25 protein-coding genes and 2 pseudogenes are annotated in these 26,559 nt (G+C 62.5%); 13 read left to right on the top strand and 14 right to left on the bottom strand.

The annotated features are described in order from the left end of the window. Nucleotides 1-182: 182 nt before the first annotated feature. From ACZ9A3_RS23270 to ACZ9A3_RS23255, 4 genes are all read left to right on the top strand, one after another. Nucleotides 183-1,565: a glutamine synthetase family protein gene (locus ACZ9A3_RS23270; protein WP_476253162.1), complete on the top strand. Its 1,383-nt coding sequence runs from the start codon at nucleotides 183-185 to the stop codon at nucleotides 1,563-1,565. Between the two features lie 17 nt (nucleotides 1,566-1,582). Further along, nucleotides 1,583-3,076, top strand: a complete 1,494-nt coding sequence (locus ACZ9A3_RS23265) for an aldehyde dehydrogenase (RefSeq protein ID WP_045199576.1) — start codon at nucleotides 1,583-1,585, stop codon at nucleotides 3,074-3,076. A 14-nt stretch (nucleotides 3,077-3,090) separates the two neighbouring features. Further along, nucleotides 3,091-3,870 (top strand): gamma-glutamyl-gamma-aminobutyrate hydrolase family protein, encoded by a 780-nt coding sequence (locus ACZ9A3_RS23260; RefSeq protein ID WP_045199578.1) that lies wholly within the window; start codon nucleotides 3,091-3,093, stop codon nucleotides 3,868-3,870. A gap of 112 nt (nucleotides 3,871-3,982) precedes the next feature. After that, nucleotides 3,983-5,503 carry an APC family permease gene (locus tag ACZ9A3_RS23255; protein WP_093378011.1) on the top strand — a complete coding sequence of 507 codons (1,521 nt, stop codon included), beginning with the start codon at nucleotides 3,983-3,985 and terminating at the stop codon, nucleotides 5,501-5,503. 21 nt (nucleotides 5,504-5,524) lie between these two features. Here ACZ9A3_RS23255 and gmk read toward each other — a convergent pair whose 3' ends face one another. After that, nucleotides 5,525-6,145: a guanylate kinase gene (gene gmk, locus ACZ9A3_RS23250; RefSeq protein WP_045199581.1), complete on the bottom strand. Its 621-nt coding sequence runs from the start codon at nucleotides 6,143-6,145 to the stop codon at nucleotides 5,525-5,527. A 13-nt stretch (nucleotides 6,146-6,158) separates the two neighbouring features. After that, complete coding sequence (locus ACZ9A3_RS23245; RefSeq protein ID WP_045199583.1) at nucleotides 6,159-7,022, bottom strand: YicC/YloC family endoribonuclease; 864 nt, start codon at nucleotides 7,020-7,022, stop codon at nucleotides 6,159-6,161. Nucleotides 7,023-7,259: 237 nt separating this feature from the next. On the opposite strand from ACZ9A3_RS23245, the gene rph reads away from it, so the two are divergent. Beyond that, on the top strand, nucleotides 7,260-7,982 hold the full coding sequence (gene rph / locus ACZ9A3_RS23240) for a ribonuclease PH (protein WP_045199585.1): 723 nt from the start codon (nucleotides 7,260-7,262) through the stop codon (nucleotides 7,980-7,982). A 24-nt stretch (nucleotides 7,983-8,006) separates the two neighbouring features. Further along, a complete protein-coding gene (locus ACZ9A3_RS23235) occupies nucleotides 8,007-8,375 on the top strand; it encodes a DUF4870 domain-containing protein (protein WP_045199587.1) in 369 nt (122 codons plus the stop codon). A 66-nt stretch (nucleotides 8,376-8,441) separates the two neighbouring features. On the opposite strand, the gene ACZ9A3_RS23230 is transcribed toward ACZ9A3_RS23235, so the two are convergent. Then, entirely contained in the window at nucleotides 8,442-9,221 is a 780-nt protein-coding gene (locus ACZ9A3_RS23230) for an exodeoxyribonuclease III (RefSeq protein ID WP_010225880.1), read from the bottom strand. Nucleotides 9,222-9,301: 80 nt separating this feature from the next. On the opposite strand from ACZ9A3_RS23230, the gene pyrE reads away from it, so the two are divergent. After that, nucleotides 9,302-9,943 (top strand): orotate phosphoribosyltransferase, encoded by a 642-nt coding sequence (gene pyrE / locus ACZ9A3_RS23225; protein WP_010225878.1) that lies wholly within the window; start codon nucleotides 9,302-9,304, stop codon nucleotides 9,941-9,943. Between the two features lie 41 nt (nucleotides 9,944-9,984). Here the strand turns inward: pyrE and argB are convergent, their stop codons facing one another. The 5 genes and pseudogenes from argB to coaBC form a co-directional block, all read right to left on the bottom strand. Continuing rightward, on the bottom strand, nucleotides 9,985-10,890 hold the full coding sequence (gene argB, locus ACZ9A3_RS23220) for an acetylglutamate kinase (RefSeq protein WP_045199591.1): 906 nt from the start codon (nucleotides 10,888-10,890) through the stop codon (nucleotides 9,985-9,987). A 29-nt stretch (nucleotides 10,891-10,919) separates the two neighbouring features. Then, nucleotides 10,920-12,296, bottom strand: a pseudogene (locus ACZ9A3_RS23215) (phosphomannomutase/phosphoglucomutase); the annotation flags it as partial. A gap of 149 nt (nucleotides 12,297-12,445) precedes the next feature. After that, nucleotides 12,446-13,258: a hypothetical protein gene (locus ACZ9A3_RS23210; protein WP_476253161.1), complete on the bottom strand. Its 813-nt coding sequence runs from the start codon at nucleotides 13,256-13,258 to the stop codon at nucleotides 12,446-12,448. Next, the gene (dut, locus tag ACZ9A3_RS23205) at nucleotides 13,255-13,710 is read right to left on the bottom strand and encodes a dUTP diphosphatase (protein ID WP_010225872.1); all 456 of its coding nucleotides are present in this window, start codon (nucleotides 13,708-13,710) and stop codon (nucleotides 13,255-13,257) included. Before dut ends, ACZ9A3_RS23210 begins: the two co-directional genes overlap by 4 nt. A 6-nt stretch (nucleotides 13,711-13,716) precedes the next feature. Further along, nucleotides 13,717-14,925: a bifunctional phosphopantothenoylcysteine decarboxylase/phosphopantothenate--cysteine ligase CoaBC gene (coaBC, locus tag ACZ9A3_RS23200; RefSeq protein ID WP_010225871.1), complete on the bottom strand. Its 1,209-nt coding sequence runs from the start codon at nucleotides 14,923-14,925 to the stop codon at nucleotides 13,717-13,719. A gap of 133 nt (nucleotides 14,926-15,058) precedes the next feature. On the opposite strand from coaBC, the gene radC reads away from it, so the two are divergent. Beyond that, nucleotides 15,059-15,733, top strand: a complete 675-nt coding sequence (gene radC / locus ACZ9A3_RS23195; protein WP_010225870.1) for a RadC family protein — start codon at nucleotides 15,059-15,061, stop codon at nucleotides 15,731-15,733. On the opposite strand, the gene ACZ9A3_RS23190 is transcribed toward radC, so the two are convergent. Then, nucleotides 15,730-17,319 carry an ABC transporter substrate-binding protein gene (locus tag ACZ9A3_RS23190; protein WP_093378032.1) on the bottom strand — a complete coding sequence of 530 codons (1,590 nt, stop codon included), beginning with the start codon at nucleotides 17,317-17,319 and terminating at the stop codon, nucleotides 15,730-15,732. The two genes, radC and ACZ9A3_RS23190, sit on opposite strands and share 4 nt — an antisense overlap. 362 nt (nucleotides 17,320-17,681) lie before the next feature. Here ACZ9A3_RS23190 and rpmB point away from each other — a divergent pair, with 362 nt between their 5' ends. Both rpmB and rpmG read left to right on the top strand, forming a co-directional pair. Continuing rightward, nucleotides 17,682-17,918: a 50S ribosomal protein L28 gene (rpmB, locus tag ACZ9A3_RS23185; protein WP_010225868.1), complete on the top strand. Its 237-nt coding sequence runs from the start codon at nucleotides 17,682-17,684 to the stop codon at nucleotides 17,916-17,918. 11 nt (nucleotides 17,919-17,929) lie between these two features. Then, on the top strand, nucleotides 17,930-18,085 hold the full coding sequence (rpmG, locus tag ACZ9A3_RS23180) for a 50S ribosomal protein L33 (protein ID WP_010225867.1): 156 nt from the start codon (nucleotides 17,930-17,932) through the stop codon (nucleotides 18,083-18,085). 68 nt (nucleotides 18,086-18,153) lie between these two features. On the opposite strand, the gene ACZ9A3_RS23175 is transcribed toward rpmG, so the two are convergent. Both ACZ9A3_RS23175 and ACZ9A3_RS23170 read right to left on the bottom strand, forming a co-directional pair. Then, nucleotides 18,154-18,357, bottom strand: coding sequence for a hypothetical protein (locus tag ACZ9A3_RS23175; protein ID WP_093378037.1), 204 nt, complete (start codon nucleotides 18,355-18,357; stop codon nucleotides 18,154-18,156). Between the two features lie 83 nt (nucleotides 18,358-18,440). Next, complete coding sequence (locus tag ACZ9A3_RS23170) at nucleotides 18,441-18,800, bottom strand: cupin domain-containing protein (protein ID WP_045199603.1); 360 nt, start codon at nucleotides 18,798-18,800, stop codon at nucleotides 18,441-18,443. Nucleotides 18,801-18,999: 199 nt separating this feature from the next. Here ACZ9A3_RS23170 and ACZ9A3_RS23165 point away from each other — a divergent pair, with 199 nt between their 5' ends. Together ACZ9A3_RS23165 and ACZ9A3_RS23160 are read left to right on the top strand one after the other, a co-directional pair. Further along, nucleotides 19,000-20,493 (top strand): aldehyde dehydrogenase, encoded by a 1,494-nt coding sequence (locus ACZ9A3_RS23165; protein WP_476253160.1) that lies wholly within the window; start codon nucleotides 19,000-19,002, stop codon nucleotides 20,491-20,493. A gap of 86 nt (nucleotides 20,494-20,579) precedes the next feature. Continuing rightward, nucleotides 20,580-21,719 carry an MFS transporter gene (locus ACZ9A3_RS23160; protein WP_476253159.1) on the top strand — a complete coding sequence of 380 codons (1,140 nt, stop codon included), beginning with the start codon at nucleotides 20,580-20,582 and terminating at the stop codon, nucleotides 21,717-21,719. Here ACZ9A3_RS23160 and ACZ9A3_RS23155 read toward each other — a convergent pair. Beyond that, nucleotides 21,716-23,273, bottom strand: a pseudogene (locus tag ACZ9A3_RS23155) (phospholipase D family protein). The gene ACZ9A3_RS23160 and the pseudogene ACZ9A3_RS23155 sit on opposite strands and share 4 nt — an antisense overlap. Before the next feature lie 59 nt (nucleotides 23,274-23,332). Beyond that, nucleotides 23,333-24,763 carry an aminotransferase-like domain-containing protein gene (locus tag ACZ9A3_RS23150; protein ID WP_093378042.1) on the bottom strand — a complete coding sequence of 477 codons (1,431 nt, stop codon included), beginning with the start codon at nucleotides 24,761-24,763 and terminating at the stop codon, nucleotides 23,333-23,335. 178 nt (nucleotides 24,764-24,941) lie between these two features. On the opposite strand from ACZ9A3_RS23150, the gene ACZ9A3_RS23145 reads away from it, so the two are divergent. Further along, nucleotides 24,942-25,172, top strand: a complete 231-nt coding sequence (locus tag ACZ9A3_RS23145; RefSeq protein ID WP_045199613.1) for a YjiS-like domain-containing protein — start codon at nucleotides 24,942-24,944, stop codon at nucleotides 25,170-25,172. Here ACZ9A3_RS23145 and ACZ9A3_RS23140 read toward each other — a convergent pair. Continuing rightward, nucleotides 25,169-26,473, bottom strand: coding sequence for an NAD(P)/FAD-dependent oxidoreductase (locus tag ACZ9A3_RS23140; protein ID WP_213602890.1), 1,305 nt, complete (start codon nucleotides 26,471-26,473; stop codon nucleotides 25,169-25,171). The genes ACZ9A3_RS23145 and ACZ9A3_RS23140 overlap by 4 nt on opposite strands. Nucleotides 26,474-26,559 lie beyond the last annotated feature (86 nt).

Genomic DNA, 26,559 nt, shown 5'->3' with positions numbered 1-26,559 from the left:
GCAGTCGTGAATCAAGTCGCGACGTTGTCAGAAAAATCTGGAACGTCCGTGCGAACCCACGGCGTTCAGCTGTTCCCCACGATGGGACCACTTAAAAAGAACAAATGAAACCATCGCCGCTCTCGATAGCGCAGTAGTACCTCCTCCATGTCGTTCGATAAAAAATCAAAGGATGCCTAGCCATGACGTCGGTCTCCCCGTGCGCCATCCCTCTCGATGAGATGGGCGAATTTCTCCAGGCCCACCCTGAGGTGCAATTTGTCGATCTGCTGATTGCAGACATGAACGGCGTGGTGCGTGGCAAGCGCATCGAGCGTGCAAGCCTGGTTAAAGTCTACGAAAAAGGCATCAACCTGCCGGCTTCGCTGTTTGCCCTGGACATCAACGGCTCGACCGTCGAAAGCACCGGCCTGGGCCTGGACATCGGCGACGCCGACCGCATCTGCTTCCCGATCCCCGGTACCTTGGCCTACGAGCCGTGGCAGAAGCGTCCGACCGCGCAATTGCTGATGACCATGCATGAACTGGACGGCACGCCATTCTTCGCCGACCCGCGGGAAGTGCTGCGCAGCGTGGTGGAGAAGTTCGATGCGCTGGGCCTGGATATTTGCGCGGCGTTTGAGCTTGAGTTCTACCTGATCGACCAGGACAACCTCAACGGCCGCCCGCAACCGCCGCGTTCGCCGATCTCCGGCAAGCGCCCGCAGTCGACCCAGGTGTACCTGATCGACGATCTCGACGAATACGTCGATTGCCTGCAGGACATGCTTGAAGCCGCCAAGGAGCAGGGCATCCCGGCGGATGCGATCGTCAAGGAAAGCGCCCCGGCGCAGTTCGAGGTCAACCTGCACCACGTTGCCGACCCGATGAAGGCCTGCGACTACGCGGTGTTGCTCAAGCGCCTGATCAAGAACATCGCCTACGACCATGAAATGGACTCCACTTTCATGGCCAAGCCCTATCCGGGCCAGGCCGGTAACGGCCTGCACGTGCATATCTCGTTGCTGGACAAAAAAACCGGCAAGAACATCTTCACCAGCGAAGACCCCGAGCAAAGCGAAACCCTGCGCCACGCCATTGGTGGCGTGCTCGAGACCATGCCAGCGTCAATGGCCTTCCTGTGCCCGAACATCAACTCCTACCGGCGTTTCGGTGCCCAGTTCTACGTGCCCAACGCGCCGAGCTGGGGGCTGGACAACCGCACCGTAGCGGTCCGCGTGCCGACCGGCAGCAGCGATGCCGTGCGTATCGAGCACCGGGTTGCCGGCGCCGATGCCAACCCGTACTTGATGATGGCGGCCATTCTCGCCGGCATCCACCACGGCCTGACCAACCAGATCGAGCCGGGAGCGCCTATCGAGGGCAACTCCTACGAGCAGCTGGAGCAGAGCCTGCCGAACAACCTGCGCGATGCGCTGCGTGAGCTCGATGACAGTGAAGTGCTGAACAAGTACATCAGCTCCGACTACATCGATATTTTTGTCGCCTGCAAGGAAAGCGAGATGGCCGAGTTCGAGGTGTCGATTTCCGACCTCGAATACAACTGGTACCTGCACACGGTGTGACGCCGGAGAAAACAACAATGACAACAGCACCACGCCAACACTGGGAACAGCTTTTCCAAGGCCTGAACATCGAAGGCCGCGCCTTCATCGACGGCCAGTACTGCGCCAGTGTGTCCGGTGAGACTTTCGAGTGTTCAAGCCCGGTCGACGGCCGCCAGCTGGCGCAGATCGCCAGCTGTGACAGCGCCGATGCCGAACGCGCGGTCGCTGCGGCCCGGCGCAGTTTCGACAGTGGCGTCTGGGCCAACCAGGCGCCGGCCCAGCGCAAGCGGGTGCTGATTGCCTTTGCAGATTTGCTTCTGGCCAATGCCGAAGAACTGGCATTGCTCGAGACCCTGGACATGGGCAAGCCGATTGCCGATGCCCTGAGCATCGACATTCCGGCGGCGGCCAACGCCATCCGCTGGAACGCTGAAGCCATCGACAAGATTTACGACGAAGTTGCTGCGACCCCGTCCGACCAGCTGGGTTTGGTCACCCGCTCGCCGGTCGGCGTGGTCGCGGCCATTGTTCCGTGGAACTTTCCACTGATGATGGCCTGCTGGAAACTCGGCCCGGCCCTGGCCACCGGTAACTCGGTGATCCTCAAGCCGTCCGAAAAATCGCCGCTGACCGCCATTCGTATCGCCCAACTGGCGATCGAAGCCGGTTTGCCGGCGGGTGTCCTCAACGTGCTGCCAGGTTACGGCCACACCGTCGGCAAGGCCCTGGCCCTGCACATGGACGTCGATACCCTGGTGTTCACCGGTTCCACCCGCATTGCCAAGCAGCTGATGGTCTACGCCGGCGAGTCGAACATGAAGCGCGTCTGGCTCGAAGCCGGTGGCAAGAGCCCGAATATCGTCTTCGCCGACGCCCCGGACCTGCAGGCCGCCGCCGAAGCTGCGGCCAGCGCTATCGCCTTCAACCAGGGCGAAGTGTGCATTGCCGGTTCGCGCCTGTTGGTTGAACGCTCGATCAAGGACCAGTTCCTGCCGATGGTGGTCGAGGCCCTCAAGGCCTGGAAGCCTGGCCATGCGCTGGACCCGGACACCCGCGTCGGCGCCCTGGTCGACACCACCCAACTGGACACCGTGCTCGGTTACATCGAAGCCGGCAAGGCAGACGGTGCCACCCTGGTCACCGGTGGCGAGCGGGTGCTGGAAGACACCTGCGGTGTTTACGTGCAGCCAGCGATCTTCGATGGCGTGACCAATGCCATGCGTATCGCCCGCGAAGAAATCTTCGGCCCAGTGCTGTCGGTGATCACCTTCGATAGCGCCGAACAAGCCATCGACATTGCCAACGATTCGCCCTTCGGCCTGGCGGCGGCGGTGTGGACCAGCAACATTTCCCGTGCCCACAACACCGCTCGCGCCCTGCGTGCTGGCAGTGTCTGGGTCAACCAGTACGACGGCGGCGACATGACCGCACCGTTTGGCGGCTTCAAGCAGTCGGGTAATGGCCGGGACAAATCGTTGCACGCTTTCGACAAATACACCGAACTCAAGGCGACCTGGATCAAGCTGTAAGGGAGGGTGAACCCATGCAAACTACCGCAGCAATGCCGCCTTTGATTGGCGTTTCCGCTTGCCGCCAGCAACTGGGCAAGAACTCGTCGCACACCGTGGGCGACAAATATGTCGAGGCCGCAGGCTTTGCCGGGATCCCCCTGATCCTCCCGGCCAGGGCCGAGCCCAGCGACCCGCGCCGCGTACTGGAGCGGCTCGATGGCATTCTTTTTACCGGTTCGCCTTCAAATGTCGAGCCGCATCATTACAATGGCGCCCCCAGCGTGGAAGGGACCCAGCACGACGTGTTTCGCGATCGACTGACCCTGCCGCTGCTGCAGGCGGCGATTGCCGACGGCGTGCCGGTGTTCTGCATCTGCCGTGGTTTCCAGGAACTCAACGTGGCCCTCGGTGGCACCCTGCACCAGCGGGTGCAGGAACTGCCGGGTTACCTGGATCATCGCGAGCCGCAGGACGCCCCGCTGGAAGAACAGTACAGCCCCCGTCACCTGGTCACTGTCCAGCCCGGCGGGTTGTTCGAACGCCTGGGGATGGAGCACAGCTTCATGGTCAATTCGCTGCACAGCCAGGGTATCGATCGCCTGGCTGGCGGCTTGCGCGCCGAGGCATTGGCCCCCGACGGGCTGATCGAAGCGGTGTCGATGCAAGACGCCCCAGGCTTTGTGGTCGGCGTGCAATGGCACCCCGAGTACCGTTTTGCCGACAACCCGGTCTCGCTGCGCCTGTTCCAGGCGTTTCGTGAGGCATGCCTGACCCGTGCCATGGGCGAGCGGATCCGGGAGAAGATCCTATGAGGTCAGCCGGTTGATCCGGGCTTGAAGTACCACGCAACAGGTTTCAATGAGTGAAAGCGGACACCCCGCGGGGCGTCCTGAAAAACAATACCAATATTGGCGGCAACTACTCATGAGTGAACACAAAGCAGGCCTGTCCCCAGGTGAGGGCGGGCGATCCAAGGGGCTGGCCAAGGGCCGGCTCGGACTGCTGGCCAGCATCGTGCTGGGCATTTCCACCATCGCTCCGGTCTACACCCTGACTGGTGCGTTGGGCCCGACCGTGCGTGAAGTCGGGGCTCATCTGCCGGCGGTATTCATCGTTGGCTTCCTGCCGATGCTGCTGGTGGCCCTGGGTTACCGCGAACTGAATGCGGCCGAGCCTGACAGCGGTACTTCCTTTACCTGGTCGGCACGGGCGTTCGGCCCGATGATCGGCTGGATTGGCGGCTGGGGGCTGGTTACCGCAACCACCATCGTGCTGTCCAACCTGGCCGGGGTGGCCGTCGACTTCTTCTATCTATTCCTTGGGCAGATCACCGGCAGCCACGAGGTGGCTGCGCTCAGCGACAACCTGTTGATCAATGTCGTCACCTGTTGCGTGTTCATCGCCATGGCGGTGTGGATCTGCTGTCGCGGCATCGCCACGACCATGACCGTGCAGTACGGCCTGGTGGCCTTGCAACTGGTGGTGCTGGTGGGCTTTGCCATGGCTGCGTTTGGCGAGTCGTCGGCGACGCCACCGTTGGCGTTCGACCTGGACTGGTTCAACCCCTTCGGCGTTGAGTCGTTCTCGGCCTTTACCGCCGGCCTGTCGCTGTCGATTTTCATTTTCTGGGGCTGGGACGTGTGCCTGAGCATCAGTGAAGAATCGGTCGGCAGCGGTGATACCCCTGGCCGTGCGGCGACCCTGACGGTGCTGCTGATTCTTGGCCTGTACCTGGTCACAGCAATCGCTACCCTGCAATTCGCCGGTATCGGTGACATTGGCCTGGGCCTGAACAACCCGCGCATCCAGGAAAACGTCTTCGCTCACCTGGCCGGCCCGGTCATGGGGCCGCTGGCTATCCTGATGTCGATCGCGGTGCTGGCCAGCACTGCCGCCTCGCTGCAGTCCACTTTCGTATCGCCGGCGCGCACGTTGCTGGCCATGGGTTACTACGGCGCTGTGCCCGAGCGTTTCGCCAGCATCTGCCCGCGCTCGAAAACCCCGCGCTACGCCACCATCTGCGCCGGCATGGCGGCAGGTGTGTTCTACGTGACCATGCGTACCTTGAGCGAAAACGTCCTGGCAGACACCATCACCGCCCTGGGCATGATGATCTGCTTCTACTATTCGCTGACTGCCTATGCTTGCGTCTGGTACTTCCGCCACAGCCTGTTCGACAGCGTGCGGCATTTCCTGATGCGCGGCCTGTGCCCGCTGCTTGGCGGTGGCATCCTTTCGGTGATTTTCCTGCAGACAGCCATCGACAGCGCTTCGCCGTCGTTCGGCAGCGGTTCGCATGTGGGCGGGTTGGGCCTGGTGTTCGTGATCGCAATGATCATCACCGTACTCGGCCTGGTGCTGATGATGCTGTCGCGTCTGCGTGCGCCGGCGTTCTTCCTGGGCATGACCCTGCATCGTCACGCCACGGTCTCCAGCCGCCGCTAAGCGGCTGGAGCGGCAGGTTGCTCAGGCAAGCAATTGCTTGAGCAACTGGCCATGACGCTGCTGCTGGTTGGCTTGCAGCAGGCGATTGGCGCGGAACACCGCCTTGAGGTCTTCCAGTGCCGTGGCGAAGTCATCGTTGATGATGACAAAGTCATACTCGTCGTAGTGACTCATCTCGCTCACTGCTTCACGCATCCGTCCTTCGATGATCTCGTCGCTGTCCTGGCCGCGGTTGGTCAGGCGCTGGCGCAGGGCTTCCTGGGTCGGCGGCAGGATGAAGATCGAGCGCGCCTCGGGCATCAGCGTGCGCACCTGCTGGGCGCCTTGCCAGTCGATCTCGAGGATCAGGTCCTGGCCCTGGTCGAGCGCCTGTTGCAGCGCGCTGCGCGAAGTCCCGTAGAAGTTACCGAAGACCTCGGCCTGCTCGAGGAAGTCGCCTTGCTCGATCATCAGCTTGAACTCGGTGTGCTCGACGAAGTGATAGTTCACGCCGTGCACTTCGCCCGGGCGCATGGCCCGGGTGGTGTGTGAGACCGACACCTGGATGCTGTTGTCAGCATCGATCAGGGCTTTGACCAGGCTGGTCTTGCCGGCGCCGGAGGGGGCCGAAACGATGTAAAGGGTGCCGCTGCTGTGATTCATGGTCGGGGTGGCCTTACTCAATGTTCTGTACTTGTTCACGCATCTGCTCGATCAGTACCTTGAGGTTGACCGCGGACTGGGTGCTGCGTGGGTCGAAGGCTTTGGAGCCCAGGGTATTGGCTTCGCGGTTGAGCTCCTGCATCAGGAAGTCCAGGCGCCGGCCGGCGGCACCGCCGGACTTGAGCACGCGGCGCACTTCGGTGACGTGGGTGCTCAAGCGGTCGAGTTCTTCGGCGACGTCGCTCTTTTGCGCGAGCATGACCATCTCTTGCTCCAGGCGCTGCGGGTCGAGCTCGGCCTGCATGTCGCTGAAGCGGTCGAGGATCTTCTGCCGTTGCGCCGCGAGCATCTGCGGCACCAGGGCGCGCAAGGTGGTGACCTCGCTGGCCATGTTGTCCAGGCGCTCGTTGATCAGTCGCGCGAGTTCTGCGCCTTCGCGGTTGCGGCCGTTCTTCAGCTCGTTCAGGGCCTCTTCGAACAGGGCCATGGCCTCGCTGTTGAGCGCCTGCGGGTCGGCGGCATCGGCCACCAGCACGCCGGGCCAGGCCAGAACCTCGAGCGGGTTGAGCGGCGCCGGCTGCTTGATCAGGCTGGCGACTGTCTCGGCGGCGGCAACCAGTTGCGCGGCGCGCTCGCGATCAACCTGCAGGGCCTTGCCGTTGTTTTCTTCGTTGAAGCGCAGGGTGCATTCGACCTTGCCGCGCGACAGGCCCTGGCGCAGGCTTTCGCGCACGGCGCCCTCGAGGTCGCGGAAGGCTTCTGGCAGGCGCAGGTGCGGCTCCAGGTAACGATGATTGACTGAGCGCAGTTCCCAGATCAGGGTGCCCTGGCTACCGGCGCGCTCGACGCGAGCAAAAGCGGTCATGCTGTGCACCATGGGAAGTACCTCGCGCAAAAGATGAAGGAAAGCCAAGCGGCTGAAGGCGCAGGATTGTAGCGCAGTGCGGCGCTGGCTCCCAATCAACTGATGTTACAAACCCTCACGCGGTTCCCGGAAAAACCCGACCTGCGGCCCTGGGCCGTCTGTTTCGGGGCCTGCGACAATAGGCGTGTCCTCATCGCCCGGCGCGCTCTATAATGCTGGGCAGATTCAAGTCCAGTACAGGTATCCCAAATGAAACGTCCAAGTGGTCGCGCTGCCGATCAGCTCCGCTCGATCCGCATCACCCGCAACTACACCAAACACGCCGAGGGGTCAGTACTGGTCGAGTTCGGTGACACCAAAGTCATCTGTACCGTCAGTGTCGAGAACGGTGTCCCGCGCTTCCTCAAAGGCCAGGGCCAGGGCTGGCTGACGGCCGAATACGGCATGCTGCCGCGTTCTACCGGCGAGCGTAACCAGCGCGAAGCCAGCCGTGGCAAGCAAGGCGGTCGCACCCTCGAAATCCAGCGCCTGATTGGCCGCTCCCTGCGCGCTGCGCTGGACATGAGCAAGCTGGGCGACATCACCCTGTACGTCGACTGCGACGTGATTCAGGCCGACGGCGGCACCCGCACCGCTTCGATCACCGGCGCCATGGTTGCCCTGGTTGATGCCCTGCGCGTGGTCAAGAAGCGCGGCGGCCTGAAGGGCGGTGACCCGCTCAAGCACATGATCGCAGCCGTCTCGGTAGGCATGTACCAGGGTGAGCCGGTGCTCGATCTGGACTACCTCGAAGACTCGGCCGCCGAGACCGACCTGAACGTGGTGATGACCAGCGCAGGCGGCTTCATCGAAGTACAAGGCACTGCCGAAGGCGCGCCATTCCAGCCGCAAGAGCTCAACGCCATGTTGGCACTGGCGCAAAAAGGCATGGTTGACCTGTTCGAACTGCAGCAGGCCTCGCTGGCTGACTGATACACCCAAGCCCAGGAGCAGAGCATGACCGAGCAGCCCTTGCAGTTGCCCACTCCCAACGCCGAAGTCCGGCAATGGGCGATGTTCTGTCACCTGGCTGCCTTGCTCGGCCTGGTCTTCCCCTTCGGCAGCCTGTTGGGGCCGCTGGTGATGTGGATCTGGAAAAAGGACGTCGACCCGTTCGTCGATGCCCAGGGCAAGGAGGCACTGAACTTCCAGATCACAGTATTCATCGCCGGAATCATCTGTGGGCTGCTGATGTTTGTCCTGATCGGCATCGTGCTGTTTGGCATGCTGATGATCGCCGTGCTGATTCTGACCATCATCGCCGGGGTCAAGGCCAACGAAGGCCAGCCCTATCGCTACCCGCTGACCTGGCGGCCGATCAAATAATGATCTGATAAAAGCTGAAGCCACAAAAAAACCGACATGAAGTCGGTTTTTTTGTGGCTGCACGACTTAGATGGTCAGCGTCCAGTCGTAATCCACGATCAGCGGCGCGTGCTGGGAGAAGCGCGGCTGGCGTGGCAGGCGTGCGCTGCGAACAAAGCGGCGCAGGCCCGGGGTCAGCAGCTGGTAGTCGAAGCGCCAGCCCAGGTTGAGCATCTCGGCCTGCTCGTTGTCTGGCCACCAGCTGTACTGGTCGCCTTCACGGCTGACTTCGCGCAGGGCATCGACATAGCCCATGTTGCCGACAATCTCGTCCATCCAGGCGCGTTCCGGCGCCAGGAAGCCTGGAGACTGCTGGCCATCGCGCCAGTTCTTGACGTCGAGCTTCTGTTGCGCCACGTACAACGAGCCGCAATAGATATACTCGCGACGCTTGCGCCGCTGCTTGTCCAGGTACTTGGCGAAGTCGTCCATCAACTTGAACTTCTGGTTCAAGTCTTCATCGCCGTTCATTCCCGAAGGTAGCAACAGGGTTGCAATACTTACCTTGTCGAAATCGGCCTGCAGGTAACGTCCGTAGCGGTCGGCTGTCTCGAAGCCCAGGCCGCTGATGACTGCCTTGGGCTGCAACCGCGAATAAAGTGCCACGCCGCCTTGGGCGGGAACTTCTGCGTCGCAGGCATAAAGGAAGTAGCCATCGAGCTGGAAAGCTGGGTCGTCGAGTTCAAAGGCCGAGGCGCGGGTATCCTGAAGGCAGATGACGTCAGCATTCTGGGCTTGTAGCCAGCTGAGCAAACCACGCTCAACGGCAGCCTGAATGCCATTAACGTTCACACTGATGATCCGCATAAATGGCCCCAAAAATCTCGTGCGTGTATGATACCCGAGCTGTACTCAATTAGCTAAATCCGTGGTATCCGGGACTCTTCATGCAGCCGTATCAGCGCGACTTCATTCGTTTTGCCATCGACCGCGGGGTTCTGCGCTTCGGTGAGTTCACCCTCAAGTCCGGGCGCACCAGCCCGTACTTCTTCAACGCCGGCCTGTTCAACAGCGGTTCGGCCCTGGCTCAGCTCGGGCGTTTCTATGCTGCGGCAATCGTCGACAGCAAGATCCCGTTCGACGTGCTGTTCGGCCCGGCCTACAAGGGTATCCCCCTGGCGGCAGCCACTGCCGTGGCCCTGGCCGAGCACCATGACCTCGACCTGCCGTGGTGCTTCAACCGCAAAGAGGCCAAGGCCCACGGTGAAGGCGGCAGCCTGGTCGGCGCACCGCTGACCGGCGATGTGCTGATCATCGACGACGTGATCACTGCCGGTACCGCCATCCGCGAAGTCATGCAGATCATCCAGGGCCAGCAAGCCAAGGCTGCTGGCGTGTTGATCGCGCTGAACCGCCAGGAGCGCGGCAACGGCGAGCTGTCGGCGATCCAGGAAGTGGAGCGCGACTTCGGCATTCCGGTGGTGAGCATCGTCTCGCTGACCCAGGTGCTGGAGTTCCTCGCCGACGACCCGGCGCTCAAGCAGCACTTGCCGGCCGTCGAGGCCTACCGGGCTCAGTACGGTATCTGAGGCAAACAAAAAGGCGACCCGAGGGTCGCCTTTTTTGTGCCTTAGCGCGGCTTGTGGTTGGTAATCAGGGTGCCTACGCCGCTGTCGGTGAAGATCTCCAGCAGTACCGCGTTCGGCACCCGGCCATCGATGATGTGCGAGCTGTTGACCCCGCCTTGCACCGCTTCAAGGGCGCAGCGGATTTTCGGCAGCATGCCGCCGTAAATGGTGCCGTCGGCGATCAGTTCGTTGACCTGCTCGGTGGTCAGGCCGGTGAGCACGGTGCCTTGCTTGTCCATCAGGCCGGCGATGTTGGTCAGCAGCATCAGCTTTTCAGCTTTCAGTGCTTCGGCAACCTTACCGGCCACCAGGTCGGCGTTGATGTTGTACGACTCGCCGTTGGCGCCCACGCCGATCGGCGCGATCACCGGAATGAAGTCACCTTTGACCAGCATGTTGAGCAGGTCGGTGTTCACCCCGACCACTTCGCCCACATGACCGATGTCGATGATTTCCGGGGTGGTCATCTCTGGCGTCTGGCGGCTGACGGTGAGCTTCTTCGCGCGAATCAGCTCGGCATCCTTGCCGGTCAGGCCGATGGCGCTGCCGCCATGACGGTTGATCAGGTTGACGATGTCCTTGTTGACCTGGCCGCCGAGGACCATCTCCACCACGTCCATGGTTTGCGCGTCGGTAACGCGCATGCCGTCGATGAAGTGGCTTTCGATCGACAGGCGCTTGAGCAGGTCACCGATCTGCGGGCCGCCACCGTGCACGACCACCGGGTTGATGCCGACCGCTTTCATCAGCACCACGTCGCGGGCAAAACCGGTTTTGAGCTCTTCGCTCTCCATCGCGTTGCCGCCGTATTTGATCACCAGGGTCTTGCCGACAAAGCGGCGGATATAAGGCAGCGCTTCGGACAAAACCTGGGCGACATGGGTGGCGGCATCGCGATCGAGGGTCATGCAGGGCTCCAGTTGGAACAGATAGTCGGTCAGAACTCGGGTTGCAGGTCAGGGGCAACGCGCTTTAGCTGGGCGCGGAATACCTCTTGGATACGCTGCAGTTCGGCGTCAGTGTCGGCCTCGAAGCGCAATACCAGCACCGGCGTGGTGTTGGAGGCGCGAACCAGGCCCCAGCCTTGTGGGTAGTCGACCCGCACACCATCGATGGTGGTCAGGTTGGCGTCGTTGCCCCAGTCGGCGTTGCGTTGCAGTGCATCAATGATGCTGAATTTACCCTCGTCGGTCACATCAATGTTGATTTCCGGCGTGGAAATATCGTTCGGGAACGCCGCGAACAGCTGTTCGGCATCGGTTTTGGCCTTGCTGAGGATCTCCAGCAGGCGCGCGGCACTGTAAATACCATCGTCAAAACCGTACCAGCGTTCCTTGATGAAAATATGGCCGCTCATTTCACCGGCGAGCAGGGCGCCGGTCTGTTTCATCTTCTTCTTGATCAACGAGTGACCGGTTTTCCACATTAGCGCGCGGCCGCCGTACTGCTCGATCAGCGGGGTCAGGCGGCGGGTGCATTTGACGTCGAAGATGATCTCGGCGCCCGGATTGCGCTCCAGCACGTCCTGGGCGAACAGCATCAGCAGGCGGTCGGGGTAGACGATGTTGCCGGTGTTGGTGACCACGCCGACGCGGTCGCCATCGCCATCGAAGGCCAGGCCCAGGTCGGCGCCGGTTTCCTTGACCTTGGCGATCAGGTCGACCAGGTTCTCAGGCTTGCCCGGGTCCGGGTGGTGGTTGGGGAAGTTGCCATCGACCTCGCAGAACAGCGGGATCATTTCGCAGCCCAGGGCTTCGATCAGCTGCGGGGCAATCACGCCAGCCGCACCGTTGCCGCAGTCCACCACCACCTTGAGCTTCTTCGCCAGCTTGATATCGCCGGCGATCTGTTTGAAATAGCGCTCGAGGATTTCGACTTTCTCGACGCTGCCTTCGCCGCGGCTCAGGTCGTTGGTTTGCAGGCGGATCAACAGAGCCTGGATCTGCTCGTTGGCCAGGGTGTCGCCGGCGATGACGATCTTGAAGCCGTTGTAGTTCGGCGGGTTGTGGCTGCCGGTGAGCATCACTCCGGACTTGCCGGCCAGTACGTTGGCGGCGTAGTAGAGGGCTGGGGTCGGCACCAGGCCGACGTCACTGACCTTGCAGCCGGCTTCGACCAGGCCCTTGATCAGTTGCTCGACCAGCATTGGCCCCGACAGGCGCCCGTCGCGGCCGACCGAGATGTTCGGCTCACCCTGGGCCAGCGTCTGGGCGCCGATGGCGCGGCCGATCCAATAAGCGGTTTCGGCGGTCAGGGTGTCACCGACCACGCCACGGATATCGTAGGCGCGGAAGATGCTGGCGGGAAGGTTCGGGGTCACTCGTTCCATGCTGGTCACCTGGGAAACTCCAATCTAAAAGGGTTGCTGAGAGCGTCAGCGGCAGCCACTGCGCGAGTCAATATGTCCGCCTTTGACGGCATTTTCGCGACAGAGTTCGCCGGTAAAGTCTGTTCTGTCTACATTCAGCTGATGTTTACGGCCCCATTCTGGGAGCGTCTGGCGGTTAACCAAAAGCCGCCGAACAGGCCGGACAACGCTAGAAAGGCGGCGAGCAGCAGCCAGGGGTTGAACCTGTATGCCGAGGCGTTCTCGATCAAGGGGCCGGGCTGAAACCCCAAGGCCCAGGTGGCGTTGGCAGTGCCCAACTGGTGCAATGCCGGCGCCTGGCTGTGGCCGTGGTTGAAAAGCTCGATGGGTGGGTCGTTGAACACCAATTGTGTCAGTCGCATCTGACCAATCGTACCCGCATCGCGCTGCAGTGGGTCAGTGAAGCGTGAGAGCGCGAATGTGAGCACCAGAATGGCCTGTACGGGGGCGTCAGCAGACTCACGCAGTGCGGTGACGCTGAAAACCCGTTGCTGTCCAGCCTCAGGATAGGCTTCAAGGGCAGGTGGAACGCCGCGCTCGGCGCGCCGGACCATGTCGAGCACGGGGTCGCTCATGGGTGGGCTCGAGGCGGCCTGTCCAGGTTTGAGCAACTGTGCCGCCACCAGGCCGTCGAGGTGGGCGAATGCGCCAAGCAGCTTTTTTGGGTCAGGTGATTGAACCAATGCCAGTACCGCCGGGCTTCTCGCCAGGGCGTTCACTTCGCTGCTGACGGCAATGATCGAGGCGTCCAGGCGCGATACGAGTGCACCGGCCTGGGCGTAAGCCAGGTTGTTGCGGTGCTCACGCTGGCCAGGCAGTACTGCGGTGAGCCAAGTCAGTAGTACGCCCGCAAGCAGGCCAGCCAGGGCTATCAATAGCCCCGGCAGCACCTGCTGGAAGCGCCTCAATGGCTACCGGAATGACCGAAGCCGCCAGCGCCACGCTGGCTTTCGTCGAAGGTTTCGACGATATCGAAGTGCGCCTGTACCACGGGTACCAGCACCAGCTGCGCAATGCGCTCGCCGATGGCGATGGTGAATGGGGTCTGGCCGCGGTTCCAGCACGAGACCATCAGCTCGCCCTGGTAGTCGGAGTCGATCAGGCCGACCAGGTTGCCGAGGACGATGCCATGTTTATGGCCAAGGCCCGAGCGCGGCAGGATCAGCGCCGCCAGGCCCGGATCGCCGATGTACACCGACAGGCCGGTAGGGATCAGCAGGGTCTGGCCTGGCTCGAGGACGGTGTCTTGCTTGAGCATGGCGCGCAGGTCAAGGCCGGCCGAACCCGGGGTGGCGTACTGCGGCAGCGGGAACTCGCTGCCGATGCGTGGATCGAGAATCTTGGCTTGTAGAGCGTGCATGCGAAATTAAACCTGGTTGAGACGTTCGGCAATGAAGGCTACCAGCTGGCGGGCGATCTTGCCCTTGCTGGTCTGCGCGAAAACTGTTGCGTGAAGTTGACGGTCGATGACGCTGCAGGCGTTCTCCTCGCTGTTGAAGCCGATGCTGGGGTTGGCCACATCGTTGGCGACAATCAGGTCGAGGTTCTTGTCCTTGAGCTTGCGCGCGGCGTAATCGAGCAAGTGTTCGGTCTCGGCGGCAAAGCCGACGCTGAACGGGCGGTCAGGACGGGTGGAGATGCTGGCAAGAATGTCCGGGTTGCGGACCATCTGCAGCAGCAGGCCGTCACCTGTCGTAGGGTCTTTCTTGAGTTTTTGCGGGGCCACTACTTCTGGGCGGTAGTCTGCGACTGCTGCCGAGGCGATGAACACATCGCAGGGGATGGCGGCTTCACAGGCGGCAAGCATGTCGCGGGCGCTGACCACGTCGATGCGGGTGACGCGGTCGGGTGTCGGCAGATTCACCGGGCCGGTCACCAGGGTCACCTTGGCGCCAGCTTCCACGGCGGCTTCAGCCAGGGCAAAGCCCATTTTCCCCGAGCTGTGGTTGGTGATGTAGCGCACCGGGTCGATGTTTTCCTGGGTCGGGCCGGCAGTGATCAACACGTGCTTGCCGGTCAGCGACTCGCGCTTGAAAGTCTCGGCGGCGCACCAGGCCAGGTCGGTGGCTTCGAGCATGCGGCCCAGGCCCACGTCGCCACAGGCCTGGCTGCCGGAGGCGGGGCCGAACACCTGGATATCACGGCTTTGCAGCAACTCCAGATTGGCCTGGGTGGCCGGGTCGCGCCACATCGCCTGGTTCATCGCCGGGGCCACGGCCACGGTGGCATCGGTGGCCAGCACCAGGGTGGTCAGCAGATCGTCGGCGACACCCTGGGCCAGGCGCGCGAGCAGGTCGGCGGTGGCTGGGGCAATCAGCACCAGGTCGGCCCACTTGGCCAGCTCGATATGGCCCATCGCCGCTTCGGCAGCAGGGTCCAATAGGTCCATGTGCACCGGGTGGCCGGACAGGGCCTGCATGGTCAGCGGGGTGATGAATTCGGCCCCGCCACGGGTCATGACGACGCGCACTTGGGCGCCGTGTTCCAGGAGTCGGCGAACCAGCTCGGCACTCTTGTAGGCGGCAATGCCGCCGCCGACGCCGAGAACGATGCGCTTCCGATACAGCCGCTGCATAGGCTTGCCTTTTGCTCAGTGATTGCACGCGGCGACGACGCCTCCCCAGGCCGGTTCGTCGCGTAAAAATGAGCGGCTAATGTAGCACAGGGCTCAAACCGGGAGCAGTAACCGAAAGACAGAGGGAATTGTCATGAGTATCAGGGATTGGCCTGCGGCGGAGCGCCCGCGGGAAAAACTGCTGGAGTCGGGGGCGGGTAACCTGTCGGATGCCGAGCTGCTGGCGATTTTTTTGCGCACCGGGGTGCGTGGGCGTAGCGCGGTCGACTTGGCCAGGCATCTGCTCGGGCGCTTCGGCAGCCTGCGCGGGCTGCTGGAGGCAGACAGCCGCAGCTTCAATGGCGAGCTCGGCCTGGGCCCGGCAAAGTTCGCCCAGTTGCAGGCCGTGCTGGAAATGTCCCGGCGCCACCTGGCCGAGGGCCTGCGGCGCGATTCAGCCCTGCAGAGCCCGCAGGCGGTCAAGGACTACCTCAAGGCGCGCCTGCGCCACGAGCCGCATGAGGTCTTCGGTTGCCTGTTTCTCGACAGCAAGCACCGGGTGCTGGCCTTCGAGGCGCTGTTCCAGGGCTCGATCAACAGCGCCAGCGTCTATCCGCGGCAGGTGATCAAGCGCGCCCTGGCCCATAACGCCGCGGCGTTGATCCTCTGCCACAACCATCCTTCAGGCGTGAGCGAGCCCAGCGATGCCGACCTGGTCCTGACCCGGCGCCTGACCAAGGCGCTGGACATGATCGAAGTGCGCGTGCTCGACCACTTCGTCATCGGCGACGGCGAGCCACTGTCGATGGCCGAGCACGGCTGGCTCTAGCGCGAGGTGCTGACCCCGGCGAAGTCCTGGCGACCGAACGGGCTGACCTGGTAACCCTGGACATCCTTGCGCGCCAGTACGGCGGCGGTCGGGTGGGCCAGGGGCAGCCACAAGGCCTGCTGCTGAATCAGCGTCTGCGCCTGTTGGTACAGACGGCTGCGCACGCTCTGGTCATTGGTGGTCTTGCCGGCGCTGATCAACTGGTCGAGGCGCTGATCGCAGTAACGGGCGAAGTTGGTCCCGGACTTGACCGCCGCGCAGGAAAACTGCGGGCTGAGGAAGTTGTCCGGATCGCCGTTGTCACCGGCCCAGCCCATGAACAGCAGGTCGTGCTCGCCAGCCTTGGCCCGGCGGATCAGCTCGCCCCATTCGATCACGCGGATTTCAGCCTTGATGCCGATCTTGCCCAGGTCGGCCTGCAGCAATTGCGCGCCGAGGCTGGGGTTGGGGTTGAGCAGGCTGCCTTGCGGGCGGGTCCAGATGGTGGTGCTGAAGCCGTCCTTGAGGCCGGCCTTGGCCAGCAGGGCCCGAGCCTTGTCGAGGTTGGCCGGATAGCCTGGCAGGTCCTTGGCGTAGCTCCAGGTGTTGGGCGGATACGGGCCATTGGCGGCGACGGCGGTGCCTTCGAACACGGCCTTGAGGTAGCTGGCCTTGTCGAAGGCGAGGTTGATTGCCTGGCGTACTTCCGGCTTGTCCAGCGGTGCGTGCTGGCTATTGATGGCGACGAAAGCGGTCATGAAGGCTTCGGTCTTTTCCACCTTGAGGGTCGGATCCTCGCTGGCCGCGGCGATATCCAGCGGTTTCGGCGACAGGGCGATCTGGCATTCATTGCGCTTGAGCTTTTGCAGGCGCACGTTGGCATCGGGGGTGATGGCGAAGATCAGCGGGTCGACGCCCGGCTTGCCGGCAAAGTAGTCCGGGTTGGCGCGGTAGCGGATCACCGCGTCCTTCTGGAAACGATTGAACACAAACGGCCCGGTGCCGATCGGCTGGCTGTTGAGTTTCTCCGGGGTGCCGGCCTTGAGCAACTGGTCGGCATACTCGGCAGAATAGATCGAGGCAAAGCCCATGCTCAGGGTGGCCAGGAACGTGGCGTCGGGATGGTCGAGGGTAAAGCGCACGGTCAGCGGGTCGACGGCCTCGATCTGCTTGATCAGGCTGGGTAGCTGCAGCGACTGGGCGTGCGGATAGCCGCTCTGGGCGATCTTGTGCCAGGAATGGGCGGGGTAGAGCATGCGCTGAAAACTGAACAGCACGTCGTCGGCATCCAGCGTGCGCCCGGGCTTGAAGTAGCCGGTGCTATGGAACTTTACCCCCGGGCGCAACTTGAACTCATAGATCAGGCCGTCTGGCGAAACCGTCCAGCTTTCGGCCAGGCTCGGCACCACCTGACCCTGGCGCGCATCGAACTCGACCAGGCGGTTCATCAGTACGTCGGCCGAGGCATTGGTGGTGGTCAGCGAGTTGTACTGGACCACGTCGAAGCCTTCGGGGCTGGCTTCGGTGCACACACTCAGCGCAGCCGCCTGGGCGAAAGCCGGGCCGAGCAAGGTGGCGAACAACAGGGGTAGAGCGGCAGCACGCATGGGGATTCCTTGGCTGATCGATGGCCCATCTGCCAGTGCAGTCTGGAAAAGTCCTACCCTAGTGTGCCGTGAGACAAATGACCATATCCTTTTTTGCCGATCGAGCGACGGGCGGTCGACAGCCGGCCGGGCCAGTGGTTATGCTGGTCCGGCGTGTCAAACAGCAAGTCAAAGCACATCTTCTGTTGTTGTGCTCTGGTCTTTCTGGTATAAAGCAGCGCTCTTTTCTAGGGGCTCGGCTTGTCGCATCTGCTGACCGAGTCGATAAGACCCTGAAGAAACACGGCGCCTGGCGCCAAAGACTGAGAGATTAAGCGGCCAACCCATGCCGGGTTGGGCATGTGGTTTTAGAGGGCTGAGGCATGTCGAGAGTCTGTCAAGTTACCGGTAAGGGTCCGGTAACCGGGAATAACATTTCCCACGCAAACAACAAAACCCGTCGTCGTTTCCTGCCGAACCTGCAGCATCATCGCTTCTGGGTCGAGTCCGAGAAGCGTTTCGTGCGTCTGCGCGTATCTGCCAAAGGCATGCGTATCATCGACAAGCGCGGCATTGATGCCGTTCTGGTCGACATTCGCCGTAACGGCGCTAAGGTCTAAGGGAGAGAATCATGCGTGAATTGATCCGTCTGGTGTCGACCGCTAATACCGGCCACTTCTACACCACCGACAAGAACAAGCGCACCACTCCGGACAAAATCGAAATCAAAAAATTCGATCCGGTTGTTCGCAAGCACGTGATCTACAAGGAAGCCAAGATCAAGTAATTGATCCGGCTGACGAAAAAAGGGCCCGTATCTCAGGATACGGGCCCTTTTTTTATGCCGCTTTGAAATTAGCTGAAATGAAACGACTGGATGATGCCTTCGTCGTTAGCAATCACCTGGATACGGCTCGGGTCGTACTCGCGGGTGGAGAACTCACCCGCACCGACCACGTGAGCGCGGCCGGTCAGTTCGCTGATGTAGGCCTTGGCACTAGGTACATAGCGGGTGCCGACAAGGTGATTGATGTGTTGCAGGGCTTCTTCGTTGGTCATGGCGTTGCTTCCTTTCATTGAGTACATACCCAATTGGGCAGCGCCATGCTCCGTCGGTCAGGTCCAGCCCGAGTGGTAGTTATTTACTTCTGCTCGAACATCACATAGATCTTGCGGCACGGCTCCAGCACTTCCCAGGTGCCCTTGAAGCCCGCCGGGATCACGAAGCGGTCGCCCGCGCGCAGGGTTTTTGCCCCGCCTGCCTCGTCGCGAAGCACCGAGACGCCTTGAACGATCTCGCAATACTCGTGTTCGGTGTAATTGACGGTCCATTGACCGACTTCGCCTTCCCAGACGCCGGCGGCGAATTGTCCGCAAGGGCTGGCATAGTGGTTATAGACGGCTTGATCCGGTTCGCCCTTGAGTATCTTTTCCGCGGCAGGACGGTAGCGTTCAGCCTCGGTCAGCACTTGGGCGAAGTCGATGATCTGGTCAATGCGCATGATCGGGTCCCCTTTTTGTTGTTTAATAAAATGAACATCAGTAGGTGTTTGGTGTGATTATGTCAAATATATTGAAAATTAGGGCGCCGGTGGTTTAGGGTGGCAGGTGCCTGTGCGCCTGTGTCGCCCAGCCAGAATTTTCGACAGTGCCCCCAAGCCCTCGCGCGGCACTGCACCTTAACAAGAGGAGGAGTTTCGTATGACCACCCTGACTCGTGCGGACTGGGAACAGCGTGCCCAGCAACTGAAGATCGAAGGCCGTGCTTTCATCAATGGTGAATACACCGCTGCCGTTTCCGGCGCCACGTTCGAGTGCCTCAGCCCGGTCGACGGACGCCTCCTGGCGCAGATCGCCAGCTGTGACGAGGCCGACGCCAACCGCGCCGTTGAAAACGCCCGTGCCACCTTCGCCTCCGGCGTCTGGTCGCGCCTGGCCCCGGCCAAGCGTAAGGCCACCATGATTCGTTTCGCCGCGCTGCTCAGGCAGAACGTCGAAGAGCTGGCCCTGCTGGAAACCCTGGACATGGGCAAGCCGATCAGCGACTCGCTGAACATCGACGTGCCAGGCGCCGCCCAGGCCCTGAGCTGGAACGGCGAAGCGATCGACAAGATTTACGACGAAGTCGCCGCTACCCCGCACGACCAGCTCGGCCTGGTGACCCGCGAGCCGGTGGGCGTGGTTGCCGCCATCGTGCCGTGGAACTTCCCGCTGCTGATGGCCAGCTGGAAACTCGGCCCGGCCCTGGCCACCGGTAACTCGGTGGTGCTCAAGCCTTCGGAAAAATCACCGCTGACTGCCATCCGTATCGCCCAACTGGCGATCGAGGCCGGCATCCCGGCGGGCGTACTCAACGTGCTGCCAGGCTATGGCCACACCGTTGGCAAGGCCCTGGCCCTGCACATGGACGTCGATACCCTGGTGTTCACCGGTTCGACCAAGATCGCCAAGCAGCTGATGATTTACGCGGGTGAGTCGAACATGAAGCGCGTCTGGCTGGAAGCCGGCGGCAAGAGCCCGAACATCGTCTTCGCTGACGCCCCCGACCTCAACGCCGCCGCCGAGGCCGCCGCCAGCGCCATTGCCTTCAACCAGGGCGAAGTCTGCACCGCAGGTTCGCGCCTGCTGGTCGAGCGCTCGATCAAGGACAAGTTCCTGCCGCTGGTGCTCGAAGCACTCAAGGCCTGGAAGCCGGGCAACCCGCTTGACCCAGCTACCACCGTCGGTGCTCTGGTCGATACCCAGCAGATGAACACCGTGCTGTCCTACATTGACGCTGGCCACAGCGATGGTGCCAAGCTGCTGGTGGGCGGCAAGCGCATTCTCGAAGAAACCGGCGGCACCTATGTCGAACCGACCATCTTCGACGGCGTGACCAACGCCATGAAGATCGCCCAGGAAGAGATCTTCGGCCCGGTCCTGTCGGTGATCACCTTCGACACCACCATCGAGGCGATCAACATCGCCAACGACACCCCATACGGCCTGGCTGCCGGTGTGTGGACCGCCGACATCTCCAAGGCGCACCTGACCGCCAAGGCCCTGCGTGCCGGTAGCGTGTGGGTCAACCAGTACGATGGCGGCGACATGACCGCACCGTTCGGCGGCTTCAAGCAGTCGGGCAACGGCCGTGACAAGTCGCTGCACGCGCTGGACAAGTACACCGAGCTGAAGGCGACCTGGATCAAGCTGTAAATCCAGACGGACCTGTCGCGGGGCAAGCCCTCTTCCACAGTGTGGGAGCGGGCTTGCCCCGCGATTTTTTTGCGAGGAAGACGCCGATGCGTTGGGGAACCTATTTCGCCGTGCTGGCGGCCGTGCTCAGTGTCGGCCTGGCCCTGGGCGTCAGTATGCCGCTGGTGTCGTTGCGCCTGGAGGGTTGGGGCTACGGCAGCTTTGCCATTGGTGTGATGGCGGCGATGCCGGCCATTGGCGTGCTGGTCGGTGCCAGCCTGTCCAGCCGTCTGGCCGCGCGTTTTGGTACGCCGGGGCTGATGCGCCTGTGCCTGTGGGCAGGGGCGTTGTCTATCGGCTTGCTGGCGTTGCTGCCGAGCTATCCGTTGTGGCTGGCCTTGCGCCTGTTGATCGGGATCATCCTGACTATCGTGTTCATCCTCGGCGAAAGCTGGATCAACCAGCTGGTGGTAGAGCAATGGCGCGGGCGTCTGGTGGCGCTGTATGGCAGCAGTTATGCCTTGAGCCAGTTGGCCGGGCCATTGTTGCTTGGCGTGGTGGGTTCGGAGGATGACCTGGGCTTCTGGATCGGTGCCGGTCTGCTGATTGCCGCGCCATTGGTGCTGCTCGGGCGCGACGGTGCACCGAGTGCCGAAGCCTGCAGCGTGACCCTCACCGACCTGTTCGGTTTCTGCCGGCGATTGCCGGTGATCGCCTGGGCTATTGCCCTGTTTGCTGCCTTCGAGGCGATGATCCTGACCTTGCTGCCGGTTTATTGCCTGCAGCAGGGGTTCACTACCGAAATCGCCCTGTTCATGGTCAGTACCGTGGTGGTCGGTGATGCGCTGCTGCAACTGCCGATCGGCGCACTGGCCGACCGCATGTCGCGGCGCACGCTGTTCAGTGGCTGTGCCTTGACGCTGCTGGCTTCGAGCCTGGCAATCCCGCTGGCGCTGCAAACGCCGCTGATCTGGCCTTTGTGGGTGTTGTTCGGCGCCAGTGCCGGCGGCCTGTTCACCTTGTCGCTGGTGCTGATTGGCGAACGCTACCGCGACGACGCACTGGTGCGCGCCAATGCTCATGTTGCGCAGCTGTGGGGCATCGGTTGCCTGATCGGACCGCTGGCGGCAGGGGCGGGCAGCCAATGGGTCAGCGGGCATGCGCTGCCACTGTTCATGGCCGTGGGAGCCTTTGGCCTGGTGCTGCTCGCGCGGCGGCCCAATGCTTTTGAGCCGGCGCCGGTCTAGAGCATCTTCTCCAGGCCCACAGCCTTGCTGATCCAGGCGTTGAAGCGACGCCACAGACCGCCGGGCTCGGTGGTCAGGGTGTGCAGGCGGTGGTTGTCCTCGGTCACCCAGACCAGCTGGCCATCGACCAATTGTGGCTGGTAGCTGACCGCCGGGGCCATACCCTGGGCGGCTAGCTCGCGGGTGTATTCGGCCAGTTCCGGGCTGTCGACCAACACCCCGACCTCGGTGTTCCACAGCACCGAGCGCGGGTCGAAGTTGAACGAGCCAATGAAGGTCTTCTTGCGGTCGAAGACGATCGCCTTGCTGTGCAGGCTCGAGTCCGAGCTGCCATGAAAGCGCAAGCCGCGGCGCGAGCCCGGATCGCCTGGCTGGCGGCGTAGTTCATACAGGTGCACGCCGTGCTCGAGCAGTGCCTTGCGATAGGGTGCATAGCCGCCATGCACCGCCGGCACATCGGTGGCTTCCAGTGAATTGGTCAGCAATTTTACCGATACGCCTTTGTCGGCATGGCTGGTCAGGTAGAGCAGGCCGGACTCGCGGGGCACGAAATAGGCCGAGATCAGGATCAGCTCGTGCTGGACGTTGTTCAGGTCCGGTGCCAGTTGTTGGGTCATCAGCAGTTGCGGGTCCGGCTCGTCACGGGCCAGTACCTTGCTCGGCGCGTCCCAGAGCGCCTGGTTATGGGCCCAGATCAGCTCGTTGCGCCACACGTCGAGGCGCGGCCGGGCTTGATAGGCCATCAGCCGCTCATACAGAGCCTTGCGCTTGACCCGCGCATCGGCCAGTGACGCCTCAAGGCGCTGGCGGCTGTTGCGCAGGTCGTCGGCATCGGGTTGGGTGAACAGAAAATCGCCAATCGGCCTGCTCAGCGCGCTGTTCCAGTACTGGTCGAAACTGTGCCCCAGCTGTTCGGCCACCGGGCCGACGCCGAGCAGGTCGATGTCAGTAAAGTTGAGGTTGGGTTCGGCATCGAAATACTCATCGCCCAGGTTGCGCCCCCCGACAATGGCCATGCTGTTGTCCACCAGCCACAGCTTGTTGTGCATTCGCCGGTGCTGCAACGACAGGTTGAACAGCCGGCCCATGGCCCGGGTTACGCCAGTGCTGCGGCCCAGGTGCAAGGGGTTGAACACGCGGATGTGAATGTTCGGATGCGCGGCCAGGGTGCCGATCATTTCGTCGAGGCCATCGCTGGTGGTGTCGTCGAGCAGGATGCGCACGCGCACCCCGCGGTCGGCGGCCTGCAGCAGCTCGTGCACCAGCGCGCGGGTGCTGAGGCCGTCGTGGACGATGTAGTACTGCAGGTCGATGCTCGACTGGGCGTTGCGAATCAGCTCGGCGCGGGCGCGGAAGGCTTCGTTGCTGTTGGGGCAGCAGGCGAAAGCCGGAACGCCCGTCATAGGCCGAGGCCTGGCGCTGCACTGAACGGCCAAAGGCCGAGTCACTGGCCGGCAGCGCCTGGCTGACTTCCCGTGGCTGGCTGACGCTGGCGCAGCCGCCCAGGCCGAGCAGTAGCGACAGCAGTAGTGGCAGCACCCGCTGGCTTTTCAAAAAGATCGTCCTGTTACAACTGAGGCGTAAGAATATGGACCGCGAGCGGCGGCGCAAAGTTACCCGGCGCCGTGCTCCTGGGCCAGTAGACGAATGGCGGTTTCGCCAACCTTGCGCACTGCCGCTTCGATTTCGGCACTGGGGCGTGCGGCGAAGTTCATCCGCAGGCAGTTACGGTACTTGCCCGAGGCCGAGAAAATACTGCCGACAGCAATCTGCACGCCCTGCCCAAGTAAAGCCCGGTTCAGGCGCAGCGTGTCGAAACTTTCCGGCAATTCCACCCACAGCATGAAACCACCCTGGGGCCGGCTGGCGCGGGTGCCCGGTGGAAAGTAGCGGGTAACCCAGTCGCTCATCTGGTCGCGCCCGCGCTGGTACTGGCTGCGCATGCGCCGCAGGTGCGGCTGGTAGTGGCCGCCTTCGATGAAGTCGGCAATTGCCAGTTGCGGCTGGGTGGCGGTGCAGCCGGTGCTGATGTACTTCATGTGCAGCACCCGCTCCAGATACCGTCCCGGGGCCGCCCAGCCAATGCGCAGGCCTGGCGCCAGGGTCTTGGAGAACGAGCTGCAGAGCAGCACTCGACCGTCCTCGTCGAACGACTTGATGGTCCGCGGTCTTGGATAGGTGTAGGCAAGGTCGCCATACACATCGTCTTCCAGGATCGCTACGTCGAAGCGTTGCGCCAGGGTCAGCAAGGCCTTCTTGCGCGCCTCGGGCATGATGTAGCCGAGCGGGTTGTTGCAGTTCGGGGTGATCTGGATGAGCTTGATCGGCCATTGCTCCAGGGCCAGTTCCAGGGCTTCGAGGCTGATCCCGGTGAGCGGGTCGGTGGGGATCTCCAGGGCCTTCATGCCCAGGCCCTTGAGGGTTTGCATGGCGCCATGAAAGCTGGGCGAATCCACCGCGACGATATCGCCAGGCTGGCACACCGCGCGGATGCTGCTCGACAGCGCTTCGTGGCAACCGGTAGTCACCACCAGGTCGGCCGGGCTCACAGTGCAGCCGGAGTCGAGCATCAGCCGGGCGATCTGCTCGCGCAGGGCGCGGGTGCCAGAGATGGTGTCGTAATACAGGCCGGGCATGTCCTGGCGCCGGCTGAGCTGGGCCAGGCTGCGCAGCAGCGGCTTGAGAGTCGGGCTGTCGATATCGGGCATGCCGCGGCCCAGTTGCACCACGTTTTTATTCGGCTCGCTGCGGATCAGCTCGATGACCTGCTCCCATTGGGAAATATCCACCGGCCGTTGTGCCGGGCGGCTGACATCGGGGAGGGCGGGCAGGCTGCGGTTGTTGGGCACGAAGTAGCCGGATTTTGGCCGTGGTGCAGCCAGGCCGTTGTCTTCCAGCAGGCGATAGGCCTGCTGCACCGTGCTCAGGCTGACACCATGTTCGATGCTCAGGGCGCGTACCGAAGGCAAGCGGTCGCCGGGACGGTATAGGCCTTGTTCGATACGGGCACCGAGCAGCTCGGCGAGGTTGATGTACAACGTCATGGCATACTCCGGAAAACGACTACAGCGACAGACCAATACAGATGACGAAAAAATACAGCATTCAGTAGGAAATCTACCAATTCTGTATGGAAATAATAGTCGGTCTTTGGATCTGTAATGGTTTTGCCTTGACGCGCATGCTTTCTCCACGGTTCACACACCCTGGAGGTAATAAGCAATGAGCGGCATGAGCGATGTGCGCCTGAAACTGTATGCCGAAGAACTGAGCCGCGAGCAGCGTACCCAGCTGTTCAGTGCGCCCACCGGTCTCAGTCGCTGGGGCCTGATGGCGCACCGTTGGCATACCCGCAGGGCACTACTGGCGCTGGACGCAGCGCAACTGCGCGACGTCGGCCTGACTCCTGAGCAGGCCCGCGAGGAAGGCTTGAAGCCGTTCTGGCGGTCTTAGACCAGCTCTTTCATCCGATGCCAGAGCATGCCCAGAGCCAGCAGCGGCGAGCGCAGGTGTTTGCCGCCCGGGAAGGTGATGTGCGGCACCCGTGCGAACAAGTCGAAGCGCCCGCTGTGCTGGCCACTGATGGCTTCACCGAGCAGCCTGCCGGCCAGGTGCGTGGCATTCAGGCCATGGCCGGAATACGCTTGGGCGAAGTACACGTTGGGCTGGTTGGGTAGGCGGCCGATCTGCGGCAGGCGATTGGCACCGATGCCGATCATTCCACCCCATTGATAGTCGATGCGCACATCGGCGAGCTGCGGGAACACCTTGAGCATTTTCGGCCGCATGTAGGCGGCGATGTCTTGCGGATCGCGTCCGGAGTAATGACAGGCACCGCCAAACAGCAGCCGGCGATCGGCCGACAGGCGGTAGTAATCGAGGGCCACGCGCTGGTCGCAGACGGCCATGTTTTGCGGCAGCAACTGGCTGGCCTGGGCTTCGCTCAGAGGCTCGGTGGCGATGATGTAGCTGCCGGCGGGCAGCACCTTGCCACCGAGTTCGGGGTTCAGGTCGTTAAGGTAGGCGTTGCAACCGAGCACCAGGGTGCTGGCCAATACCGAACCTTGCGCGGTGTGCACGCGCACCTGTTGGCCATAGTCGATGCGCGTCACCGCAGACTGCTCGAACAGGCGCACGCCCAGCTTGCCAGCCACCACGGCCTCGCCCAGGGCCAGGTTGAGCGGGTGCAAATGCCCGGAGCCCATGTCGATCAAGCCGCCAACGTAGCGGTCCGAGCCGACCACGCTGTGCATCTGCTCCGGCGCTACCAGGCGTAGCTCGTGGCGGTAACCGAGGTTGCGCAGTTCTTCGGCATCCTCGGCGAAACCTTGCAGGTCGCGCGGTTTGTTGGCCAGGTCGCAGTAACCCCAGGTCAGGTCGCACTCTATGCTGTGCCGCTCGATACGCTCGCGGACGATGTCTACCGCTTCCAGGCCCATCAGCTTGAGCTCGCGCACGCCGTCGCAACCAAGGATCGACGTGAACTGCTCAAGGCCGTGGCCGACGCCACGAATAAGCTGCCCGCCGTTACGCCCACTGGCGCCCCAGCCGATTTTGCGCGCTTCCAGCAGGATCACATTGAGGCCGCGCTCGGCCAGTTCGATCGCCGTGTTCAGCCCGGAAAAACCACCGCCGACAATACAGACGTCGCAACTCAGTTCGCCCTGCAGCTGTGGATAATCCGCTTGTGGGGCGCTGCTGGCAGCGTAGTAGGAAGCGGTGTGCGAGGCGGGCTGCTGAACGCCGGCGTTCATGGCGATGTCCTGGTTCTGAGTGTTTGGAAAATTTTACGCAGGATAAGCTGCGCTTTCAGGGGTGGGCAACCGTAGGGCAAAATAGA

This window comes from Pseudomonas sp. TE4620, from assembly GCF_056279045.1.
The sequence above is the reverse complement of the archived record's forward strand: the minus strand, read 5'-3'. Positions and strand labels throughout refer to the sequence as shown.

What these genes read in the sequence shown, in the direction of transcription:
- ACZ9A3_RS23270 (WP_476253162.1), top strand. Translation starts at nt 183, where the DNA reads ATGACGTCGGTCTCCCCGTGCGCCATCCCTCTCGATGAGATGGGCGAA.
- ACZ9A3_RS23265 (WP_045199576.1), top strand. Translation starts at nt 1,583, where the DNA reads ATGACAACAGCACCACGCCAACACTGGGAACAGCTTTTCCAAGGCCTG.
- ACZ9A3_RS23260 (WP_045199578.1), top strand. Translation starts at nt 3,091, where the DNA reads ATGCAAACTACCGCAGCAATGCCGCCTTTGATTGGCGTTTCCGCTTGC.
- ACZ9A3_RS23255 (WP_093378011.1), top strand. Translation starts at nt 3,983, where the DNA reads ATGAGTGAACACAAAGCAGGCCTGTCCCCAGGTGAGGGCGGGCGATCC.
- gmk (WP_045199581.1), bottom strand. Translation starts at nt 6,145, where the DNA reads ATGAATCACAGCAGCGGCACCCTTTACATCGTTTCGGCCCCCTCCGGC.
- ACZ9A3_RS23245 (WP_045199583.1), bottom strand. Translation starts at nt 7,022, where the DNA reads ATGGTGCACAGCATGACCGCTTTTGCTCGCGTCGAGCGCGCCGGTAGC.
- rph (WP_045199585.1), top strand. Translation starts at nt 7,260, where the DNA reads ATGAAACGTCCAAGTGGTCGCGCTGCCGATCAGCTCCGCTCGATCCGC.
- ACZ9A3_RS23235 (WP_045199587.1), top strand. Translation starts at nt 8,007, where the DNA reads ATGACCGAGCAGCCCTTGCAGTTGCCCACTCCCAACGCCGAAGTCCGG.
- ACZ9A3_RS23230 (WP_010225880.1), bottom strand. Translation starts at nt 9,221, where the DNA reads ATGCGGATCATCAGTGTGAACGTTAATGGCATTCAGGCTGCCGTTGAG.
- pyrE (WP_010225878.1), top strand. Translation starts at nt 9,302, where the DNA reads ATGCAGCCGTATCAGCGCGACTTCATTCGTTTTGCCATCGACCGCGGG.
- argB (WP_045199591.1), bottom strand. Translation starts at nt 10,890, where the DNA reads ATGACCCTCGATCGCGATGCCGCCACCCATGTCGCCCAGGTTTTGTCC.
- dut (WP_010225872.1), bottom strand. Translation starts at nt 13,710, where the DNA reads ATGCACGCTCTACAAGCCAAGATTCTCGATCCACGCATCGGCAGCGAG.
- coaBC (WP_010225871.1), bottom strand. Translation starts at nt 14,925, where the DNA reads ATGCAGCGGCTGTATCGGAAGCGCATCGTTCTCGGCGTCGGCGGCGGC.
- radC (WP_010225870.1), top strand. Translation starts at nt 15,059, where the DNA reads ATGAGTATCAGGGATTGGCCTGCGGCGGAGCGCCCGCGGGAAAAACTG.
- ACZ9A3_RS23190 (WP_093378032.1), bottom strand. Translation starts at nt 17,319, where the DNA reads ATGCGTGCTGCCGCTCTACCCCTGTTGTTCGCCACCTTGCTCGGCCCG.
- rpmB (WP_010225868.1), top strand. Translation starts at nt 17,682, where the DNA reads ATGTCGAGAGTCTGTCAAGTTACCGGTAAGGGTCCGGTAACCGGGAAT.
- rpmG (WP_010225867.1), top strand. Translation starts at nt 17,930, where the DNA reads ATGCGTGAATTGATCCGTCTGGTGTCGACCGCTAATACCGGCCACTTC.
- ACZ9A3_RS23175 (WP_093378037.1), bottom strand. Translation starts at nt 18,357, where the DNA reads ATGACCAACGAAGAAGCCCTGCAACACATCAATCACCTTGTCGGCACC.
- ACZ9A3_RS23170 (WP_045199603.1), bottom strand. Translation starts at nt 18,800, where the DNA reads ATGCGCATTGACCAGATCATCGACTTCGCCCAAGTGCTGACCGAGGCT.
- ACZ9A3_RS23165 (WP_476253160.1), top strand. Translation starts at nt 19,000, where the DNA reads ATGACCACCCTGACTCGTGCGGACTGGGAACAGCGTGCCCAGCAACTG.
- ACZ9A3_RS23160 (WP_476253159.1), top strand. Translation starts at nt 20,580, where the DNA reads ATGCGTTGGGGAACCTATTTCGCCGTGCTGGCGGCCGTGCTCAGTGTC.
- ACZ9A3_RS23150 (WP_093378042.1), bottom strand. Translation starts at nt 24,763, where the DNA reads ATGACGTTGTACATCAACCTCGCCGAGCTGCTCGGTGCCCGTATCGAA.
- ACZ9A3_RS23145 (WP_045199613.1), top strand. Translation starts at nt 24,942, where the DNA reads ATGAGCGGCATGAGCGATGTGCGCCTGAAACTGTATGCCGAAGAACTG.
- ACZ9A3_RS23140 (WP_213602890.1), bottom strand. Translation starts at nt 26,473, where the DNA reads ATGAACGCCGGCGTTCAGCAGCCCGCCTCGCACACCGCTTCCTACTAC.